The 21,045-nt window shown below is 42.0% G+C and carries 20 protein-coding genes; 13 read left to right on the top strand and 7 right to left on the bottom strand.

What is annotated here, in order from left to right; all coding sequences use genetic code 11:
* The first annotated feature begins 130 nt into the window (after nt 1–130).
* Both HGR01_RS15950 and galE read left to right on the top strand, forming a co-directional pair.
* The gene (locus HGR01_RS15950) at nt 131–1,486 is read left to right on the top strand and encodes a sugar transferase (RefSeq protein ID WP_045871826.1); all 1,356 of its coding nucleotides are present in this window, start codon (nt 131–133) and stop codon (nt 1,484–1,486) included.
* Nucleotides 1,483–2,562 carry a UDP-glucose 4-epimerase GalE gene (gene galE / locus HGR01_RS15945; RefSeq protein ID WP_045871827.1) on the top strand — a complete coding sequence of 360 codons (1,080 nt, stop codon included), beginning with the start codon at nt 1,483–1,485 and terminating at the stop codon, nt 2,560–2,562. The genes HGR01_RS15950 and galE overlap by 4 nt, the downstream gene beginning before the upstream one ends.
* Before the next feature lie 55 nt (nt 2,563–2,617).
* Here the strand turns inward: galE and pgsA are convergent, their stop codons facing one another.
* From pgsA to HGR01_RS15930, 3 genes are all read right to left on the bottom strand, one after another.
* Nucleotides 2,618–3,124 (bottom strand): CDP-diacylglycerol--glycerol-3-phosphate 3-phosphatidyltransferase, encoded by a 507-nt coding sequence (gene pgsA / locus HGR01_RS15940; protein WP_045871828.1) that lies wholly within the window; start codon nt 3,122–3,124, stop codon nt 2,618–2,620.
* A gap of 147 nt (nt 3,125–3,271) precedes the next feature.
* Nucleotides 3,272–3,985, bottom strand: coding sequence for a Uma2 family endonuclease (locus tag HGR01_RS15935; RefSeq protein WP_045871829.1), 714 nt, complete (start codon nt 3,983–3,985; stop codon nt 3,272–3,274).
* A 135-nt stretch (nt 3,986–4,120) separates the two neighbouring features.
* A complete protein-coding gene (locus HGR01_RS15930; RefSeq protein ID WP_045867859.1) occupies nt 4,121–5,242 on the bottom strand; it encodes an RNA-guided endonuclease InsQ/TnpB family protein in 1,122 nt (373 codons plus the stop codon).
* Nucleotides 5,243–5,280: 38 nt separating this feature from the next.
* Between HGR01_RS15930 and HGR01_RS15925 the strand changes: the two genes are divergently transcribed.
* Nucleotides 5,281–5,427, top strand: a complete 147-nt coding sequence (locus HGR01_RS15925; RefSeq protein ID WP_045868487.1) for a ribbon-helix-helix protein, CopG family — start codon at nt 5,281–5,283, stop codon at nt 5,425–5,427.
* 53 nt (nt 5,428–5,480) lie between these two features.
* Here the strand turns inward: HGR01_RS15925 and HGR01_RS15920 are convergent, their stop codons facing one another.
* Nucleotides 5,481–6,251 carry an ATP-grasp domain-containing protein gene (locus HGR01_RS15920; RefSeq protein WP_045871830.1) on the bottom strand — a complete coding sequence of 257 codons (771 nt, stop codon included), beginning with the start codon at nt 6,249–6,251 and terminating at the stop codon, nt 5,481–5,483.
* 282 nt (nt 6,252–6,533) lie between these two features.
* Between HGR01_RS15920 and HGR01_RS15915 the strand changes: the two genes are divergently transcribed.
* From HGR01_RS15915 to HGR01_RS15890, 6 genes are all read left to right on the top strand, one after another.
* A complete protein-coding gene (locus HGR01_RS15915) occupies nt 6,534–7,970 on the top strand; it encodes an aspartate ammonia-lyase (RefSeq protein ID WP_045871831.1) in 1,437 nt (478 codons plus the stop codon).
* Nucleotides 7,971–8,041: 71 nt separating this feature from the next.
* Nucleotides 8,042–9,013, top strand: coding sequence for a DUF362 domain-containing protein (locus HGR01_RS15910; protein WP_045871832.1), 972 nt, complete (start codon nt 8,042–8,044; stop codon nt 9,011–9,013).
* A gap of 870 nt (nt 9,014–9,883) precedes the next feature.
* A complete protein-coding gene (locus HGR01_RS15905) occupies nt 9,884–10,069 on the top strand; it encodes a hypothetical protein (protein ID WP_071989436.1) in 186 nt (61 codons plus the stop codon).
* A 370-nt stretch (nt 10,070–10,439) separates the two neighbouring features.
* Nucleotides 10,440–10,952: an inorganic diphosphatase gene (locus tag HGR01_RS15900; RefSeq protein ID WP_045871833.1), complete on the top strand. Its 513-nt coding sequence runs from the start codon at nt 10,440–10,442 to the stop codon at nt 10,950–10,952.
* 250 nt (nt 10,953–11,202) lie between these two features.
* The gene (gene panD, locus HGR01_RS15895; RefSeq protein ID WP_045872111.1) at nt 11,203–11,586 is read left to right on the top strand and encodes an aspartate 1-decarboxylase; all 384 of its coding nucleotides are present in this window, start codon (nt 11,203–11,205) and stop codon (nt 11,584–11,586) included.
* 12 nt (nt 11,587–11,598) lie between these two features.
* The gene (locus tag HGR01_RS15890) at nt 11,599–12,501 is read left to right on the top strand and encodes an MBL fold metallo-hydrolase (RefSeq protein WP_045871834.1); all 903 of its coding nucleotides are present in this window, start codon (nt 11,599–11,601) and stop codon (nt 12,499–12,501) included.
* Between the two features lie 137 nt (nt 12,502–12,638).
* Here the strand turns inward: HGR01_RS15890 and HGR01_RS15885 are convergent, their stop codons facing one another.
* A complete protein-coding gene (locus tag HGR01_RS15885) occupies nt 12,639–13,709 on the bottom strand; it encodes an anthranilate phosphoribosyltransferase family protein (RefSeq protein WP_045871835.1) in 1,071 nt (356 codons plus the stop codon).
* Between the two features lie 81 nt (nt 13,710–13,790).
* Entirely contained in the window at nt 13,791–14,738 is a 948-nt protein-coding gene (locus HGR01_RS15880; RefSeq protein ID WP_045871836.1) for a LysR family transcriptional regulator, read from the bottom strand.
* A 125-nt stretch (nt 14,739–14,863) separates the two neighbouring features.
* On the opposite strand from HGR01_RS15880, the gene HGR01_RS15875 reads away from it, so the two are divergent.
* The 3 genes from HGR01_RS15875 to HGR01_RS15865 all read left to right on the top strand — a co-directional run bounded on the left by HGR01_RS15875 (nt 14,864) and on the right by HGR01_RS15865 (nt 16,835).
* A complete protein-coding gene (locus HGR01_RS15875; protein ID WP_045872112.1) occupies nt 14,864–15,157 on the top strand; it encodes a type II toxin-antitoxin system RelE/ParE family toxin in 294 nt (97 codons plus the stop codon).
* Nucleotides 15,158–15,170: 13 nt separating this feature from the next.
* A complete protein-coding gene (locus HGR01_RS15870) occupies nt 15,171–15,485 on the top strand; it encodes a HigA family addiction module antitoxin (protein ID WP_045871837.1) in 315 nt (104 codons plus the stop codon).
* A gap of 597 nt (nt 15,486–16,082) precedes the next feature.
* Nucleotides 16,083–16,835 carry a pentapeptide repeat-containing protein gene (locus HGR01_RS15865; RefSeq protein ID WP_045871838.1) on the top strand — a complete coding sequence of 251 codons (753 nt, stop codon included), beginning with the start codon at nt 16,083–16,085 and terminating at the stop codon, nt 16,833–16,835.
* 125 nt (nt 16,836–16,960) lie between these two features.
* On the opposite strand, the gene HGR01_RS15860 is transcribed toward HGR01_RS15865, so the two are convergent.
* Nucleotides 16,961–18,265 carry a HEAT repeat domain-containing protein gene (locus HGR01_RS15860; protein ID WP_194007890.1) on the bottom strand — a complete coding sequence of 435 codons (1,305 nt, stop codon included), beginning with the start codon at nt 18,263–18,265 and terminating at the stop codon, nt 16,961–16,963.
* Between the two features lie 509 nt (nt 18,266–18,774).
* Here HGR01_RS15860 and topA point away from each other — a divergent pair.
* Nucleotides 18,775–20,958, top strand: coding sequence for a type I DNA topoisomerase (gene topA, locus HGR01_RS15855; protein WP_045874334.1), 2,184 nt, complete (start codon nt 18,775–18,777; stop codon nt 20,956–20,958).
* Nucleotides 20,959–21,045: the final 87 nt, after the last annotated feature.

Genomic DNA, 21,045 nt, shown 5'->3' with positions numbered 1-21,045 from the left:
TTTAAGCAGCAAAAATCTACTACCTATAGCTCGTTTACTTCGGAATTAAGAGTAGTATAAAATATTTATGTTCAATATACCATTTCACACTTACAGGGGAAGCGTTCAAGTAATTACAATCCCACGCTTCATGCCTGTATTACTGTTGGTAGGAGATATTTTTGGCCTAGTTGTTTGTTTAGGGGTTGCCTTTTGGTTACGTCTGGGTCAGGCAATTACAGGTTTTGATGGAGTGGTTTGCGGATTTATGCTGCTGGTTCTATCAGGGCTTTATCTGGCAGATACTTATCATCCAGACACACAAATAGCAGGTTTGCGTGCTCCAGCGCGGATCTTGCTAGCTAGTTTTATAGTTGCTGCCATTACTTCTGCCCTAATTTACTTAACTGGAACTTGGGGACAGCATCCGTTGCTGGGAAGAGGTATTTTGCTAGTCAGCCTGGGAATATTTACTATCTGGGCGGTGATTTTAAGATTATGGGCAGTTAAGTGGTTGCGATCGCACGCCGAGCAAAGTCAGTGGTTGATGCTGGGAGGTGGCGAGAGTGGGATGAAATTTGCCCAAATGTTCCTAGAACATAACCCATTAGGGCGCTTGGTAGTACTTGCCGAAGCTAGCCAAGACATCTCTGAATTAGCAAAAACAGAATCGCATCTGAGTTACGGAGGCGGACTGAATAACTTGTCAGCTTGGATGCAGCAGCCTCTTTCAGGGGTAGTAGTTGCAACCCCAAGGGATTTTTCTGATATCCAAGTGCAGCAGTTGATGCAACTCAGGCTGCAAGGTATCCCAACATACAGGTTACCAGATATTTGCGAAACTCTATGGTATAAACTTCCCTCATCAGTGCTAGAAGATAGCTGGTTAGCTTTTAGTGCTGGCTTTAACTTGGTGCCTGGTGGTATAAGTTTGAAGGTGAAGCGGGTCATAGACCTGATACTGGCAAGCCTATTACTGATATTTTTATTTCCCCTGATGCTATTGGCAATGCTGGCTATTAAATTGGATAGTCCAGGCCCAGTTTTTTACAGTCAATTACGCACAGGATTATACGGTAAACCATTTAGGGTTTACAAATTTCGGTCTATGTATCAAGATGCTGAGAAGCGGGGTGCACAATGGGCAAGCCAACGCGATCCACGAATTACCAGGGTAGGGTATTGGCTGCGAGTTTTACGGATTGACGAACTACCACAAATTTTTAATGTGTTGAGGGGAGATATGAGTCTAATTGGCCCTCGTCCAGAACGACCGGAGTTTGATATCAAACTTAAAGAAGTTATTCCATATTATGAACTACGTTATTTAGTCAAACCTGGAATTACTGGCTGGGCACAGGTACTTTATCCTTACGGTGCTTCAGTGGAGGATGCTGCCCAAAAGCTAGCTTACGACCTCTATTACATTAAAAATTATTCTTTATGGTTAGATATTGCGATCGCCTTTAAAACTGTCAGGGTCGTTTTGTTAGGTAAAGGTAGATGAAAACGAAAGTATTAGTAACTGGCGGTGCAGGTTATATTGGTTCCCACGTCGTGCGCCAATTAGGGGAAGCTGGATATGATGTGGTGGTGTACGACAATTGTTCTACAGGTTCACCAAAGGCAGTACTAAATGGTGAGTTAATTATTGGTGATTTAGCAGACACAGACCGTCTTTACCAAGTTTTTGCCAAACACCGATTCGGCGCAGTGTTGCACTTTGCTGCCAGTCTAATTGTACCAGAATCCGTGGCTCATCCTCTTGACTACTATAGTAACAATACACGCAATACTCTAAATTTGTTGCGATGCTGTAATGTTCTAGACGTTAACCAATTTATTTTTTCTAGTACAGCCGCTGTTTACGGCGAACCTGAAGAAAACCCAGTTACCGAATCTACACCTACTTTACCAATTAACCCCTATGGACGCTCAAAGCTGATGAGTGAATGGCTGATTCAAGACCACAGTTTAGCGTCTCGAATGCGGTATGTAACTCTACGCTACTTTAATGTGGGCGGTGCAGATCCGGGTGGGCGACTAGGGCAAAGTTTACGCAATGTAACACACTTAATTGCAGCCGCTTGTAATGCAGCACTTAAACGTCAGTCAGAAGTCAAAATTTTTGGCACAGATTTTCCCACTCCTGATGGGACAGGAATTAGAGATTATATTCACGTTGAAGACTTAGCCTCTGCCCATGTCGATGCTTTACGCTATTTAGAGGCGGGTGGAGAAAGCCAAACTCTCAATTGTGGCTATGGCAAAGGCTACAGTGTGCGCCAAGTAATTGAAAGAGTAAAGGCGATTTCTGGTGTAGATTTCCCTGTAATTGAAGCTGAACGCCGTCCTGGAGATCCAGCTTGTGTAACAGCTTGTGCTGATAAAATCAGTCAGGTATTGGGTTGGCAACCCCAGTATAATGACTTGGATGCCATTGTCTATACGACTTTGGCTTGGGAGATGCAACAAGAAAATCTGCCATCGGTAACGGGAACTAGGCAGAAGCTAGTATTAATCAACAAAGAAAGACCTGTCAGATCTAAAATTGCTGAAATTGCTTATCGGCTACCGCAGTAGAGTTGCATCAATGAAATGTAGATGAAGGCTGATCGCAAATTTTAGTACCAGCAGTTTAATCAGATGAGGGTAGCAGATAAATTGCCCCAGAGATTAATGTCAGAGTTACGGAAATCCAAAATGCAATTATGGCTGGAATTTGCCAATCTGGTGATAAGGGTGCAATTAAAAGTGCGATCGCAATGATTTGACTGACAGTTTTGAGTTTACCCCAAATATTCGCCCCAGTAATTTGAGTTTGATTCACCCGCCAACCTGCGATCGCTAATTCTCGCGCTAAGATGAGAAACACTCCCCACGCGGGGACTTTGCCTAATTCAATTAATACCATCAACGGCGCAAGTACTAAGAATTTATCAACTAAAGGGTCAAGAAATTTGCCTAAATCGCTAACTTGGTTGAGTTTCCTTGCTAAATAGCCGTCTAACCAATCGGTTAATGCAGCTACTAGAAAGATTGTTAGACATATCCATTTAGCTTCGGTTGTAGGATTGTATAAGCCGTAAAGGAGAAATGGTATTCCTAATAAGCGCGAAAAAGTAATCCAGTTGGGTATGGTCATCAGCAATTCTAAATTAAGTAGAGCGTTGCAATTAACGATAGCTGCTAAAGGGTGTCATTTGTTATTTGTCATTTGTCATTTGTCATTTGTAACTTGAAATTAAAATTGGAAACCTAATAATTTTAGTGGTATTCTTACATCCACGTTCTAAATTGTATCTGGATCGATATTCAACTCTCGCAACTTAGCAGCTAATCTTTCTGCTTTTTGTTGAGCAATTTCTTTTTGCTGACGTTCTGATTCTGCGATTTCTTCTGGTGTCGGAACTAAATCACCTTCTGGGGTAAAAAATCTTACTAAGCCTTGATAAATACCCAAATATAACTCTAACTGTTGACTCCACAAATGTCCTTGATTGTTGGGTTCTAGGGGTTGATATTTACCATCAACTAAATGAAATCCTGCAAATTCTAAGGTGTAGGGATCAAACCAGAAATAATCTGGAGTCCGAAAAGTATCTTGGTAAAGTTTTTTCTTCAATCCTCTGTCTGTCTTCGCTGTTGATTCCGAGAGAATTTCTAAAATCAAATTCGGGTATTTACCATCTTCTTCCCAAACTACCCAACTTTTACGGGTTTTGCGTTCTGTATCTAGAACCACAAAAAAATCTGGGCCTCGGAATTTTTCATCTTTGCGCTGATTGTAACTATAGTAAATTGTCAGGTTACCAGCAGCATAAAAATCATTGCGATCGCGCCACAACCATTTTAAACATTTAAGTAAGAGCATGATTTGCTCTAAATGTAGTTCGGTTTCCAAGGGAGGTTCATCAGAGTATAAATCACCTGGAGGAAAGATAACATTTTCTGTGATGTCCTCGATAGCTGCTGGGGTAGTCTCTAATTCTCTAGCCAGGGACATGATTTCGCTGAGGTATTGGTAGTTTATGGGTTTATTTTAACCCTCGTCAGTGGTTAAAAAGTCTGTGGTTGGTAGTTGATGCTAGGCAATAAATCTTGACATACTCCCCAGCCTGAAGGCATGGGGATTCTAGCTTCAGACAGCGATTGCTGGCGTAGCCAGTCTGACATCACCTAAGCCAACAGTCGATGCCCCGACTGCACAAATATTGCGACTAGCGTTTTCGTCTCTTCCATTAACTGACTGACAGGAAGGACAACGCCACTCTCTAACTGACAAATCAAGACTTTCTAGAATATGTTTACAATTAGAGCATGTCTTGCTACTTGGATACCACTGGTCGATAAAGACAACCAGTTTATTCTTCTTCTTGGCAACCCATTCTAGGATTTGCAGAAACTCACCAAACGCTAAGTCTGATATTTGCCTGCCCCAAAGACGTTGCATTCCTTTGAGATTTAAAGTCTCAAAACAGAGAATATCGAACCTATCTGTTAGCTCATGAGCTAATTTCCAGAACCAATCACGCCGACGGTTGGAAATATCTTCATGCTTGCGTACTAAATTCTTTCTGGCTCGTTCTCTGTTAGATGAGCCTTTTAGCTTTTTGGAATGCCGCGAACTTGCTTTTTTAATGGCGCTTAGGGATTGCTTGAAAAATTGGGGCGATTCAATTTTAGTGCCGTCTGAGCAAGTGAGGAATGTCTTTAACCCAAAATCAAAGCCAGCGATTTTACCCGTCTTAACTTCAACTTCTGAGCTACCCTCATCAACAACCAAAACCATAAATAACTCACCTAACGGGGTGCGTTTAATAGTTAGGGTTTTGACTGTTCCCTCAATTTCTCTGGACTTCCAAAACTGGTAAACTCGACTACCAATTTTTACCCTATTTCCACCCAAAAACTTATAACCTGCCTGCTTAAGGGTGAACGATTTGTATTTCTTGACCTTCTTAAATCCTGGTGGTCTTACTCCTTTGTTATTGTGTTTGAAAAACAATTGGTAAGCTTTCTCAATGCGTTGACAAATATCTTGTGCTGCTTGAGAACCTACTGATTGCCAAAAAGAATTACGCTTTCTTAATTTGGCGATATGAGCCTGAAGTTTTGCACAGTTTAAATGCTTGCCAAACATCCGGTAATACCTTTTATGTAGAGCAATGCAATGGTTATAAATCACTCCAGCAGCGTTGATTGTGCGCTTGAGGTGTCTATTCCTTTTGTGTTCGTACAATTTAAACTTCAGTGTTTTCATGCTAGTATTATACCATAAAACGACGGCAATATGACGGCATGAAGAAATTAACAGTTCGATGCTCTAATGAAGAGTATGAAACGCTTTTGAAATACTGCGAAGAAACAGATCGCACTCAAAATGACGTACTTAGAGAGATGATCCGGAAGTTGAAGAAAAGCCGTGCTAGAAGCACGGGGCTTTAGACCCAATTTTTTGGTAAAACTCTTGTTTGTCTCTGACTATAAAGTAGTAAAACCTATGTCACACGCTGAGATAGAAGTTCCTCCCATCTTGCTAAAATCATGTCTGTGTAATCTTTGCAATTAATGTTATATGCTCCTATAGCAAAACCATCGTTCATCTCTATAAGAGCAGTTTCGCCAGAATCTAAAACTCCAAAATCAATTGCATACCCTGCATAAGATTCTCCTGCATTATCGAGAGTTTCGATAGCAAACTGAATTTTTTCCCTATCTAGTAAAACATTGGCGTTGCCATCATAATGATCGATACTTCTAATTTCTGAGTGAACAACATAAACACGATACTCACTCAGCCAAGAAACTACTTCTGAACACAGCAGCTTTTCCTGACGCGAAACTCCGTAAACTCGATACAAATCATATTCTGATTCCAAGACACAACCTGTAAAGCGTTTGCGACGCACAGCAGGTTTAGCAAATATTGCAGAGTATTTAGCGTTGCGAAGTCTTTGTTCCAACTCTAAAAGCGTAGATGTCCATATCCGACGGTGCATGAATTTGCGAAGAGATGGAGGATAATCATTTGGTGAAGGTTCTGGAATACCAAGCTGTTTTAATGCTCCTAAAACACACGGTATATCGCCCATAACTAAAGAGTTTTCATCAAGCGAAAGTTGTCGCCTGTGAATACGCTTTTGAGTATAAAAAGTAATGGGAATTCCACGTTCTCTTAGTTCTTCGGTAACAAGTTGCTCCTCGTGTCGGAGTTTTCCATTACCCTGTTCTTGAATGAAAGCCTGAGAAATCAATACTATAGGATTCATATTTGATTTCTGAACTAGATGTAGGGTGTGTTGTCGCGTAGCGCAACGCACCAAAGCTGAGAATACGGTGCGTTACACTTCGTGATAACACACCCTACACATACTTAGATTTTTCAATAATCAAAGCGGATTCCTATAGCTCACAAAATTTAATCAGAAATTTCCTTAATACCAATATGCTAATAAATTATTGTTAAAGCGCAGAGACAAAAAATGGATTTCCATATCTTTCGCTAACCGTGGGATGATCTTTGTTCTGAGATTGTCTAAATTATCGGCACTATGACTCAACAAGCAGACTTCCAATTTCGCATCGAACGCGATTCGATGGGCGATCGCCAAATTGCTAGTAATGTTTATTACGGTATCCAAACGCTGCGGGCGATAGAAAACTTCCCTATTAGCGGGCTGAAGCCGCTTTCTACTTACGTAGATGCTTGTTTATTAATTAAAAAAGCTACTGCCATCGTTAATGGTGAATTGGGATGCATTCCCCAAGAAATCAGTCAGGCGATTGTACAAGCCACTGATGAGATACTTGCAGGGAAATTGCGCGATCAATTTGTGGTTGATGTTTATCAAGCCGGTGCAGGGACTTCGCACCACATGAATGTTAATGAAGTGCTGGCGAATCGCGCTTTGGAAATTCTGGGGGATGAAAAGGGTAACTACAAGCGTGTCAGCCCTAATGACCATGTGAATTATGGGCAGTCTACCAATGATGTCATCCCTACGGCAATTCGCATTGGTGGCTTATTGGCCCTGACTCATACATTACACCCAGCTTTAGAGAATGCGATCGCAGCCTTGGAAGCCAAAGCCGCAGAATTTCAGGATATTGTCAAATCTGGTAGAACTCATTTGCAAGATGCTGTTCCTGTGCGCTTAGGCGAGAATTTTCGCGCTTGGGCGTATATACTTGCAGAACATCAAAACCGGATTTATACAGCCTCTAGCGATTTAATGGTGTTGGGTTTAGGTGGAAGTGCGGCTGGTACAGGTATGAATACTCATCCACGTTATCGGGCGCGGGTGGTGGAAGTACTAGCAGAATTACTCAACTCGCCTTTGCAACCTGCGCCACATCTCATGGCTGCAATGCAGAGTATGGCACCATTTGTAAATGTTTCTGGTGCTGTACGTAATTTAGCTCAGGATTTAGTGAAAATTTCCCATGATTTGCGGTTGATGGATTCGGGGCCAAAAACTGGATTTAAGGAAATTCAACTCCCACCAGTACAACCTGGTTCTTCGATTATGCCAGGCAAATACAATCCGGTGATGGCAGAGATGACATCAATGGTATGTTTTCAAGTCATGGGTTACGACAATGCGATCGCCCTGGCAGCCCAAGCGGGACAATTAGAATTAAATGTGATGATGCCGCTAATTGCCTATGATTTGATTCATAGTATCGAAATTTTGGGCAATACAATTGCTGCCCTTACGGAACGCTGCATCAAAGGAATTACTGCTAACCAAGAACGCTGTTTAGCATACGCGGAAGGTAGTTTGGCTTTAGTTACCGCCTTAAATACGCATATCGGTTATCTAAATGCGGCGGCTGTGGCAAAAGAATCTTTGGAAACTGGCAAATCTTTACGGCAGATTGTTTTGGAGAAAGGGCTGATGAGTGAAGCGGAATTAGCCACTGTGTTAAATCTCGAACAGATGAGCGGTATCATACCCCTCACTCCAGAATCAGACAACCTAGATTAAAAAGATAGTAGGAAGATATATGAAAGAAGAATTTCTTCTTTCTTTATCTTTACTAATTGTCTAAATAATCCATGCAGACACAAAAACCATCTGTCAGCTTAATCCGTGCTAATTCTTACGAACGAGAGACTTTACGCGAGTCACTAGAAACGCTGCTAGAACCTTTTGGGGGGATAGCAGCTTTTGTGAAGAGAGGCGATCGCGTTTTGCTCAAACCTAATTTACTCACAGGTGCGCGTCCTGGTAAAGAGTGTACTACTCGCCCCGAATTGGTTTACACAGTTGCCCAGATGGTAATGGAAGTTGGCGGTAAGCCGTTTTTAGGAGATAGTCCGGCTTTTGGGAGTGCGAAGGGTGTGGCTATAGCCAACGGCTATGCACCAATTGTTGAGGAACTTCACCTACCAATTATCGATTTTCACGGTCAGCGTTACGAAACCGTCAGCGAAAATTTTAATCATCTGTTGCTATCTAAAGAAGCAATGGCGGCGGATGTGGTGATTAACTTACCCAAAGTTAAATCCCATGCTCAACTAACATTAACTTTGGGTGTAAAAAACCTCTTTGGTTGTGTTCCCGGCAAAATGAAAGCTTGGTGGCACATGGAAGCCGGTAAAGATGCCAACCGCTTTGCAGAAATGTTGGTAGAAACTGCGAAGGCTATTAACCCCAGCTTAACCATTTTAGATGGGATCATCGGTCATGATGGCAATGGCCCTAGTAATGGAGAACCGCGTGCATTAGGTATTTTGGCAGCAGCATCAAATGTGTTTGCCTTAGATCGGGCAATGGTAGAAATTCTCAATGTCCCACCCCAGCAAGTACCCACAGTCGCAGCTTCTCAAAGATTAGGACTATGCCCAGAATTAACTGAGATTGATTTTCCTCATTTAGAACCTGATTTACTCAAAATAGAAGATTGGCGATTACCAGACAAGTTAGTACCTATCGATTTTGCAATGCCACGTGTGATTAAATCCACATTTAAACACCTTTACATTCGTTTTATTAAAGAACCAATGACTGCCTATGGTAGACGTTAGTTGTCCAAGTGCAAACTTAGCTACAACAATTTGAAAATTAGCAAATTAAGCTATAAATACCCTCCGATTGCTTAACCAAACCGCCCTAGATTAGCGGCGGTTTCCTCATACTCAATTTGTGATAAAACTACGATCAAACACTGCATTATTGTGGGATATAGTGCTGGAAAATTTGCTAAATTTATGTAGATATATAGTATCTAAATATCTTCAGATCTACCTAAATATAGATTGACAAAATAAGAAAGTATTACTAGGAATATTTACTCATGCATTGAGAATATTCTTAGCATCCTAACTAAATTAATAATGCTGAACCAGGTAGATATAGCTGTATTTATTCAGTGTCGATTTCTGGTTACAAAAAGCAACAATATTAGTTAATCTAAAAACATGATGTCGTTTCAGTATAACCACTGTGGAATATCACTATGATTAATAGATAATCAGTGATTTTTCGGTGAAGTTTTTAAGTAACACAAATTAACCACATATCCCTAAAACTACCTTAGACAAAGCTTTTTCAGATGTTATACTAATGCAATCAAGCCCAAAGTTGATGAAAAATTGCATCTGCACTCAACTGCAAAAATGTAATTTATGATTCTCTAAATCCTAAATCAAAAGCAGCAAAAATGATACAAGAAGAGCCAGTGATATTTAATCTTAGCTACCACATCAAAGCCCAAAATGTTCGTGTCGAACTTTGTATCAAAAGACTTTTGTAGCGCAGCAATATTATGACACTTGTAAAACTGGATAAGATTATAAATGTATCCCCTGGTTACATCTAAAAGTAGTTAAAATAGGATCAAGGCTCTCCTCGGAGAGTAAAGCTCAAAGTGAAGTGGTGAAGTTCAAATTTTTTGTATGAATTCAAATAGTCAGTCTGCCAATACCGATACATATTCCCATAGGTTGGCAGACATTGTGGGAACCGCGATCGCTCTACTGACTCTGACATTACCTGTATTTGTCATTGCTCATTATTCTTCGACAAATGTACACAACAATCAACAGCCTCTGACTTATAATCTACCCAGAAGCGGGGATTAAACGATCAGACTCGCAATTCACAACTAAATAAACCCAAAGCGGAAACAGATAATTCAGCAACAACAATTGCTTCTAATCTCTGTAAACAGGTGAGAGATGAAGCATTAACCATCTGTCCGCTACAACAGTTGAATAATCTGACGCGCTGATGATACAGCGCCAATATGCGGCGATTCTTTAGGAATCGCCGCAATTTTTGTCAACAGAATACTTTTTGGTAAAAGGAAAAGCCATAACCCTTAACCTTTCCCCTTTCTCCTTTTCCCCTGAATTAAAGTAGTATTGAAGTCCATCTTGGCCCTAAAATTCTACACGGGGAGGCAATATTGCTTATATCCCCGATGTACAGTTTTATAAGAGGAGCTTGTTTGTGGATTTATCCCGTATACCACCCCAACCAAAACCGGGTCTCATCAACGTTCTGATTGAGATTGCAGGCGGGAGTAAAAATAAATACGAATTCGACAAAGACTTACAAGCTTTTGCCTTAGACCGGGTACTTTATTCGTCGGTAAAATATCCTTATGACTACGGCTTTGTCCCCAACACTTTAGCTGATGACGGCGATCCCCTAGATGGGATGGTGATCATTGATGAACCTACCTTTCCTGGTTGTATAATTGCTGCACGACCCATTGGCTTCTTAGAAATGATTGATGGTGGCGATCGCGACGAAAAAATTCTTTGCGTTCCTGACAAAGATCCGCGCTACGCCCAAGTACAATCTTTAAAGGATGTACCATCACACCGCTTGGATGAAATCGCTGAATTTTTCCGCAGTTATAAAAATCTGGAAAAGAAAGTAACTGAAATTCTCGGTTGGCAAGATGTTGATAAAGTCAAAGCTTTGGTAGATAAGTCCATTAAAGCTGCTCAAGGATAATTGATAATAGGTAATGGGTAGTTGTTCAGTGGTCAGTAGAACTAGAAGCTACAAACAAGGAACTTAGAGTATAAAAGAGAAATAATCAAGACGCGATTAATCGCGTCTCTCCCACTCTTGATTCTTGACTAAATGCTATCTTTGTGCTATTGACTAGTGATTAATTACCCATTATTCATAATTTTTCCATCTTCAGCATTATCAAGTGCTGACTCAAAACGCCAATATTGCCACCGCACCCCTAAATCAAATGCAGCGTACTCTCCTTTTGGCAAAAATTCACAACTGTACCCTCACAGGGGCCAATATCAACTATGTGGGTAGTATCAGTATAGATAATATTCTGTTGCAAAAATCTGGAATTTTACCCTATGAACAGGTACAAGTCGTGAATAGTGCTAATGGTGAGCGTTTTATTACCTATGCCATACCTGCTCCAGCCTATTCCGGAATTATTGAGCTAAATGGGGCTGCCGCACGTCTAGGCATTATAGGCGATCGCCTGATTATAATGGCCTACGGGCAGTTCACCACAGAAGAGTTACAAAATTACTCGCCTACGGTCGTCATTGTAGACGAAAACAACCGACCATTGGAAGTACGGCACTACGATGACCTGCTCAGTAAGGCCTAAACTGCAAAGAAAATGTCAAATACTGAACTGTCGGTTTCCCAAAGCCATTTAACTGAGAAACAACCTACTCCGCTTACAAGTGCACCTAGTGAATTTGCGGTGCAATTCTGGGGTGTGAGAGGTTTGGTTGCTACTCCCAGCAGCAACACTACGCGCTATGGCGGAAATACTGCTTGTGTAACAATGCGTGTAGGCACAAAACATTTAATTTTTGATGGGGGTACTGGCTTAAGGTTACTGGGTAAAACTTGGCAAGAATTAGAACAGCCTCTAGAAGCCTATCTATTTTTTACTAATTCCCAGTCCAATCGCATTCAAGGGTTTCCTTTTTTTGGCCCTGCGTTTGTTGCTAAAAATCGCTTTCATATTTACGGTTCAGCCGCCTCAAATAGCGCCTCAATTAAGCAATGTTTGTGCGATCAAATGCTGCAACCCCACTTTCCCTACCCGTTACAGGTGATGCAGTCAGAATTGCATTTCCACAATATCAATCCTGGTAGCGAGGTAAAGCTAGGAGAACTGACGATTAACACAGCATTAATTAATAAACACCAGCGTTCGGTTGGCTATCGAGTTAATTGGCAAAGTTTTAGCGTTGCTTACGTCACAGATTTGTCGAAAAATCCTGAGCAAGAAGAACAAGAAAAAATTCTCCAGCTAATTCAAGGGGTTGATTTGCTGATTGCTAACAGTACCTATGCTCCCCCTACTGCTCACAATAATGATTCTTCTAGTTTACAGTGGCAAACTGCTGTGGATTTAGCTAGCAAAGCTGGTGCTAAGAGCTTAGTTATCTCCCATTATCATCCAGATGATGATGATGATTTTCTTGATTACGTGCAATCTGAAGTTAAGTCTAGCTTCCCTAAAGCATTGTTAGCTCGTGAGGGTATGGTTTTATCTGTGAGTAAGTAGGGGATGAGGGAGATGAGGGAGCAATCCCAATAACGAAAATTCATCGCCATCTATGAAAGTCGAGGCGGGGATTTTTACTCAGCACTCTTGTAAAGACGCAATGAATCGCGTCTGTTGCAACTCATTACTCAGCACTCCTAGGTAGCTTTGAGGGTTGATTCTTCTTGGCTGTTGACTAATTGGGTAAGTTCTTGAAGTTTGGCTGTGACTACACCAGTGGTTAATAATTCTGAGGCTTTGGCAATACCAGATCGCATATCTGAACAAATACCACTACGCCACAGGTAAAATCCACCATTCCATAAGGCTGTTTGCATCAACTCTGTGGGTTTACCAGCTAAAACTTCTTGCATCTGGGCGAGCAATTCGGCGGTAGTCTCTAGGGGGACGTTTTTGGTAGTAAAATCATAATCTCGTGGTGCAAGATGTAAGCGTTCTAGCACTCCTGTATTTGAAGATAAGCCGATAATTGCGGTGCGATCGCGTGGTAAGTCACAACTACCTTCTAATCCCTTCACTAAGGTATATTTTGTAACATTTTGTAAAGCTAGCGTTTCCTGAAACAGCGCTTCTGTCGGCGGATGCACAAACCCAGGGATCATATGAACATCCCCAACATAAGGACACCAAATTAGCTCCATTGTGGCCAAGGGTGGGCGCTTGCCTAATTGGTCGCGGTAATCCCAAATACTTTGATTTAGTTGAAAATGCTTAGGAGCATAAACAAAACCGATTCCTGTTTTCTCCAGAATTTGCTGGGTTTTTGCTAGTGGTAAATTTGTCCAATCTACCCCTAAACCCTGCCAAATTTCTACCAGGGGAAGTCCGTACTTAGTCGGTAGGCGATCGCCTCCGTGCATGATCACTGGTTGACCAACAGCAGCTAATAGCAAAGCAACGATCGGGCTAATGGGTGCAGTTCTCGTTCTGCCATCATAGGGTATGCCCAATACTATTACTGGTCGCTCCGCCGCAATAGGTTGCAGTTTTGGCCCTAGTTCATTGTAGGCATCCAGCATTCCCGCTAACTCTTCCGGCGTGGGACGCTTGATCCGATGAGCAATTAAAAACGCCCCGATTTGGGCGGGTGTGGCTTCACCTAGCAACATCATTTTGGTAGCTGTGGCGGCTTCAGCACGAGTTAAATTCTCTCCTGTGTGATTTCCACTGCCTACCTTTTTTAATAATTGCCTAAATAAATTGCTCATGGTACTCAAAGGTCAAGGGTCAACAGTCAACAGTCAACAATTCTTGGACTTTAGATTTGTGACTTTTGAGTCATCATAGCCTTAAGAAGCCGATCGCTGTTGGTTAATTTGCGGTGGGATGTTTTGTCGCACCAGTTGCCAAAAATGGTTGATTGGGGGAATTTGCAAGCGATCGCCAGTGGTAACCATAACTACCCGGCGTGTCAAACTCGAACTCTCAGATGCATTAATGTTACTATTACAGGCTAAAGGACGTACTGCCAGGGTGGGATCTAGCCGCGCTTCCATGAGTGCGGAATGGGGTAGCAAAGCTATCAGTTCTCCTTGACGCACCACTCCCCGGAAAGCATCTAAAGTATTGACCTCTAAAGCAGCTTGCAGTGTAGCTTCTAAACGCTCAAATCTATCTTGGATTAAACGTTGCATCCCATAACCATCTTTAAAAACCACTTGGGGGTAACGAATTAGCTCCGACCAAGGAATATATTCATATTGGGCTAAGGGATGCTTGGCAGAAGTTAATACCTCAATGGGTTCTTCATATAGTACTTCTACCACCATTTCCCGACCAGTAGTTAAGAAGCGATTATTCATCACGATCGCCAAATCCACCAGTCCATCTTTTAAGACTTTTAAAGCGCGATCGCTACCCAAAGAAGTTACCCGCAATTGCACCTCTGGGTAATCACGACAAAATTGTTGTAATACTGGTGGCAAATACGATCCACACATCGAGTGAATCGCTGCAATACACAATTCTGGTTGCTTCCCTGCAATTAAATCGGTTAATTCCTCTGTTGCTGTTTGCCACTCCTGACAAATTTTTCGCACCCGGGGTAGTAAACGTTCACCGCCCAATGTTAGCTTGGCGTGAGTCGTGCGGTGAAACAACTCTAGTCCCAAATCAGCTTCTAAGGCTTGGATTTGTCGGCTAATTGTCGATTGAGTGACACCACATTTTCTAGCAGCTTGTTGAAAGCTGCCGGTTTCCGCGATCGCTAAAAAGGCTTGCAACTGCTCTAGCCGCATGTTTTATGTAGCCTGAATTACATTTATAGCTCTTATTAACTTACTGGATCTTTCGCCACAATTTGGTAGAGTTTGCTACAAGTCTTTTTTTCTGCTAGCATGATAACCGTGTCATCATGCTAGTTATGATAGTATCATTTAAGAACAAAGCAACTGAAGACATTTTTGATGGTAATGACTCAAAGGAAGCCCGAAAACAGTGTCCCATAAATTGTTGGGGAGTTGCACAGAGAAAATTAGATCAACTCAATGCAGCGTTCTCTTTGGATGATATGAAAGTTCCTCCAGGTAATAGGTTAGAAGCTTTAAAAGGTGACCGCAAGGGTCAGCATAGCATTCGGATTAATGACCAATACCGGATTTGCTTTACATGGATACCTGAAGGAGTATCAGAAGTTGAAATAGTAGACTACCATTAGGATTTAGTAACAGATGAGAGTTCCAAAGCATAGATCCCCCTCACATCCTGGGGAAATATTATTGAAAGATTTCTTAGAAGAAATGGGAATATCACAACGAGAACTTGCAGATGCAATACATGTTCCTTATCAGCGAATTAACGAGATTGTAAATCAAAAGCGGGGTATTACACCTAGTACAGCATTACGATTAGCTAAATTTTTTGGGAATAGTTCAGAGTTTTGGTTAAACCTCCAACAAAATTGGGAACTCTACCATGTTTTGTTAGCAGAAGAAGCAGAATTAAAAAATATTAAACAGTTCAAAAGTTCTGAAGCAACGGCTTGATGTAGGGGTAACAAAAACAGTAAAACTCAAACTAAATCTAGCTTTCTTCATGCAAAAATTTAGCATGAGATTATTTAACCCATTCTGCTCTAGTCGCATGTTTTATGTAGCCTGAATTACATTTATATATCTTTTGCAAGTTCCTAACTCTCTTTTAAGTTTTCATTCTGAAAACGGGCATTACCTTGGCTATAGTTTCCTTCAGCATAGTTAGGATTAATACGCAAGACTTGATTAAAATCCTTAATACCTCCTTTTACGTTTCTCGAATCTACAAAAGCATTAGAGTGTTCCAAAAAATAAACGATCCAAAACCTGTCATTGCGAGCGAAATGGAGTGTAGCGTTCGCGTAGCGTCTCGCAGAGAAGCAATCGCAAAATCTTGCAACTACGAGCGAGTCTATGCGATTGCTACCCTACGGGAACGCTACGCGAACATTCCGCTTTGCTCCATTCGCAATGACAATTGAGCATTTTTTTACTTGGAGTACTCTTACCTAGATTAAGGTATGGCAGTACTAAATTAGGATTGATATGAATTGCTTGATGCTAATATTCAGTAGCAGCTTTTAAGTCTCCCAAGCCCGAACGATTTTTATGCAAAAAATTTACTTGAAGTTTTTTGTCTGTGTTAGTTTTTTATTTCCTATCCCAGTATTTGGAGCTAATCCACAACATATACAAAAGTTATTAAGTACTAAAACGTGTATTAGATGTGATTTGTCACAAGCGAATTTAGCTGGAGCTAACCTTGAGAGAGCTATTCTTATAGGTGCTGATCTTGAAGGAGCTAACCTTCAAGGAGCTATTCTTCGGGAAGCTAATTTATCGCAAGCATGGATAATAAGCGCGAACCTTCAAAGAGTTAACCTTAATCGAGCATTACTTCAAGGAGCTAATCTTTACAGAGCTAATCTTCAGGGAGCATTACTTGATGGAGCTAATCTTATAAGTGCTAATCTTCAAGAAGCTAAACTTCAAGGAGCTATTCTTCGGAAAGCTAATTTATCGCAGGCACTAATAGTAAAAGCGAACCTATCGAAAGCTGATTTATCTGAAGCTACATTATTAGGAGTTGGTTTGGCATATTCAAATCTTAGGGAAACTATTCTTCGGAAAGCTTTTTTGAATCAAGTCTACTTAGTAGGGTCAGACCTTTCTAAAGCTGATTTATCTGAGACGGAGATATACCAAAGCACTTTTTTCCAAGCAAAGTTATCTGGAGCTAATTTAATAAAAGCTAAAATAACTTTAACCACTTTTAGGGAAGCTGATCTTCAGGGAGCAAACTTTCAAGGAAGTTCTTTAGATGCAGTCGTGATGCCTAACGGAAATTATACTCCTCGTTAAATAGATTAGAGTAAGCGATCGCTGTTAGAGGGATACTCCATAGACCGGAGTTTGGCGTATCACGCCTATTTACCGAAGATTGTTTGTCAAGCAAATAGTATTTTCAGGAAGCTTCCTACACTCCCTCATCTTCCCCATTCCGCCAAAGCGATCGCGACTCCTTGCTGTAAGTCGGGGGTGAGGGAGGTGTTGTTGGCTAATTTTTGTAATTGTTGATGGGCGATTTCTGGTGAGAGATTTTTGAGGGCGGCGATGGTATGTAGTCTTACCGATGGTTCGGCATCTGCTAGGAGTAAAATTAATGGTTCAATCGCTTGGATGCAGCCTAGTTGTCCTAAAGAAAGGGCGATCGCATTTTTGATATTGGCAAGTTCTGTGGCAGGATGGTTGGATTGCAGTATTGCCAATAAAATTTCTGTGGCTATTGGAATTAACTCTGGCTGTTGTACTCGCCCTAAAACTGTGACAATTTCCTGCCACACTGTTTCGGATGTGCTTTGATTAAATGCTTGTTGGAGATATGCCAAGCTTGCAGATGTTCCTAACCAGCTCAGGGCGCAAATAATTTCTAATTGCAGTTTGATGGATATACTTGGTGATATTAAAGCTGCAAATAAGCATTGAGCCGCATGATCACTACCCATCCGAGCAAGGGTAATTGCAGCTGTACAAGCCACATTTTCGTTTAAATCATAAAGTCTAGGTTGCAGTTTCGTTACTAAATCTAATGTTTCGCATAATTCAGGGCGAAAACCTAAACCTTGGACAGCAGCATGTCTGACTGAGGCGGCGAAATCATCTAAAGCTTTCACCAATACAGGGGGAATAAGTTCGTTATGAAAGCTACTGAGGGCTTCAATGGCTGCAGTTCTAACTGCAGGTTGTGGATCTTCTACCACACTCAAAAGCGGCTGAATGGTTTCTGTGCTGCGGATATAGGAAAGCGATCGCACTGCCAAAAGTCTAGTATCTTCTGCAAGCAAGAGTTCGGTAAGTGCAGCACTAGCAAGGCGATCCATTTTCCCCAGTGCATTTGCTGCCATTTCCTTGAGTTCTTGGCTATCGCTAGTTTTTAATAATTGCACTAAAGGTGCGATCGCCTCTGGATGCTCAAGTTCTCCTAATATCCTTACTGCATACCAGCGAACTTCTTCGTCTGCGTCTTCATCTTCTAAAATTTTCACTAATCGCGGAATAGCTAATTTTCCTAAATGCTGAAAAATCTTCGCAATCTCCCAGCGTTGCTGAAAATCACCCATTTCTAAAATTGAGATGGTTAAATCCAGCAAAAGCTCTTGATTTTCCAATATTTCTGGATGTGTAGACTCTTGTTTGAGAATCAACTGTTGTAGATATTGAATCAGCAATGACCAATCAGCTGCATCATGTGCTGCTTGTGCTTGCACCAAAAGCTGGTTGATATTATCCACGATTCTTACAAACCTCTACACTGGTCATCTTTTATATTTTCTCAGGATCTATACAATCTAGCCAAGGGTTCCTAGCTAGCAATCCAGTAGAGAAAATCCAGAACTAATGTTCTGAATACGAACTTAATACCAAATCAAATAATGTGACACATCAATATATTCTAGAGGGCACGGCACTGTCCCATACGTGTCAACTTAAGCTAAAAGCGATATAGGGCGGGCGTGGTACAAATACCTCGCACCCTCATCCCCTAACCCCTTCTCCCCCTGGAGAAGGAGAACTAAATCTCTTGCTCCCTTCTCCCTGTGGGAGAGGGGCTGGGGGTGAGGGCGAAACCTTGCACAAGAGCGGGTTTCACGTTAAGTTAACACCAATGGGCACTGTCGTACCCCTACAATCTGTCGCATTCTTTTTTCAAATTGGTATGATACCTGGCTTGTCTAAGCAATTTGTGCAAAACAGGTGTACTATAAAAAACTAAGAAGTCTTCTGTTAGGTTGCATCTGGTATGCCTAAACGCCTTCTGGTGGTTGAATCTCCGGGTAAAGTGAAAAAGCTCAGTCAAATTCTGGGTTCTGAGTGGATTGTACGCGCTAGTTGCGGTCACATTCGCGAACTGAGTAATGAGGGTGAGGATTCTCTGGGTTTTACGATGGAAGGGAGTCATGTGCAGTGTCGCTATGTCCCCCGGGATCAACAGGCTAAGGAAACGATTCAGCAGTTAAAGGCGGCGGTAAAGCAAGTACAGGAAGTTGTTTTAGCTACAGATCCAGATAGAGAAGGGGAAACCATTGCTTGGCATCTCAAGGAAGCTTTGGGACTGAGGCAACCAAAACGGGTGGTGTACACTGAAATTACAGAAGCAGCAGTCAGAACTGCGATCGCACATCCTAGAGAATTAGATACAAATTTGGTAGGGGCGGGATTGTGCCGCGATTGTTTAGATAAGCTGGTAGGTTACAAGGGTAGTCCTTTAGTTTGGGCGTTGAATAATGGGGCGAAAAGTGTCGGGAGAGTCCAAAGTGCTACCTTACACTTAATTTGTCAGCGCGAGAGAGAAATTCAAACTTTTGTACCGCAAGATTATTGGAGTGTGTGGGTAGATTACGCTGAAGGCTTCCGCGCTTTTTACAAAGGGATGGTGAATGCGCCCAAGGAAGCAGCGAAGGAAGAAGGGGAAGTGAATGACGATGCGGCGGTGAATAGCACCCAAGCACCAGAATCTACCCGTGTGCTGTCGGAAGCGGAAGCAAATCGCCTAGTAGAAGAGGCGCGCCGCCATCCGCACAAAGTGGTGCAATTTGAAGGCAAAATTGTTAACCGCCAACCACCACCACCATTTATCACCTCTACTTTACAGCAAGCTGCCGGTTCTCGGTTGCGCTTTGCCCCAGAGAAGACAATGCAGGTAGCACAAAAGCTCTATGAAGCTGGGCTAATTACTTATATGCGAACAGATTCAGTGATGCTCAGTCCGGAGTTCTGTGATAGCGCCCGTAAGTGGTTGGAGCAAAACGATCCGCAAAATGTCCCCCAAAAAACTACCAAACATCGCAGTAATAAAACTGCTCAGGAAGCCCATGAAGCGATTCGCCCGACAGATGTGTTTCGCCCTTCTGTGCAGTTACGCCTAGAACTAACCGAAGATGAGTTTAACTTGTATGTCTTAATTTGGAAAAGAGCGATCGCATCTCAATGTCGAGCCGCACAACTGCGAAAAACTCTAGTAATTACCCAATCTGGGGATATTCTCTGGCAAGCAAGAGGGCAAGTTGTGGAATTTTTAGGCTATGCGCGCTACTGGCCTAACCTGAGTAAAGATAGTATTTTGCCTAATTTACAACAAGGGCAAATGCTGACTTTAGAAAATGCTGGACATGAGAAGAAACAAACCCAACCGCCACCGCGTTACAGCGAACCCAAATTAGTGCAATTAATGGAGCGTAAAGGCATTGGTCGTCCTAGTACCTATTCTCCCACAATCGCCACACTGAAAAAACGCGGTTATGTGCAGTTAGCGAAAGATAGTTTACAGCCAACCACCTTGGGGTTAGAAGTCGATGCCTTTTTGCAGAAAGCCTTACCCGACTTATTAGAAACCGAATTTACCGCCAAAATGGAAGATGCCCTAGATGCGATCGCATCTGGTAAACAACAGTGGCAGCAATATCTCACCAAATGGAACGAGAATTATTTTGCACCAGCTTTAGCCAAAGCCAAAACCATCGTCGTGACTGCGGCGACTGGCGTGAAAAATTATCCTGTCACCGAACGCAAATTTGAAACTTCCCGCACTCGTTGCCCACAGTGCAAGAATCATTTAGCCAAAATTCCCAGTAGTAAAGTTAAAAAGAAATATTTCCTCAAATGCGTCAGTGGGTGTGAGAATATCGTGCTGTTTTGGAGCGAATATAGCAAAAGTTGGGAAGCACCCCGTTCTCAAGCTGCGAAGGAAACGAAGGAAACCAAAGAAATCAGCCCCCAAAAACCCAAGGCTGCAATTACCAAATACTCCTGTCCAGTATGTCACAAGCCCTTAGAAGAGTACAGTTATGTCAAAGATGGACAGAACAAGAAAATGCTACGCTGTTCCAACCCCCAATCCCGCAACGATAAAAAACACAAAGATATCGCCTACTTCAGCACCCAGAAAGGTTGGTGGAGTCCGAAGTTAGGAGAGTTGAAGGGATGAGGGGGATGAGGGGGATGAAGGAGATGAGGGGGATGAGGGAGATGAGGGAGATGAGGTGGTAATAAGAAAATGCAGCGACACATCAAT

The organism is Tolypothrix sp. PCC 7712 (assembly GCF_025860405.1).
Taxonomy (GTDB): domain Bacteria; phylum Cyanobacteriota; class Cyanobacteriia; order Cyanobacteriales; family Nostocaceae; genus Aulosira; species Aulosira diplosiphon.
The sequence above is the reverse complement of the archived record's forward strand: the minus strand, read 5'-3'. Positions and strand labels throughout refer to the sequence as shown.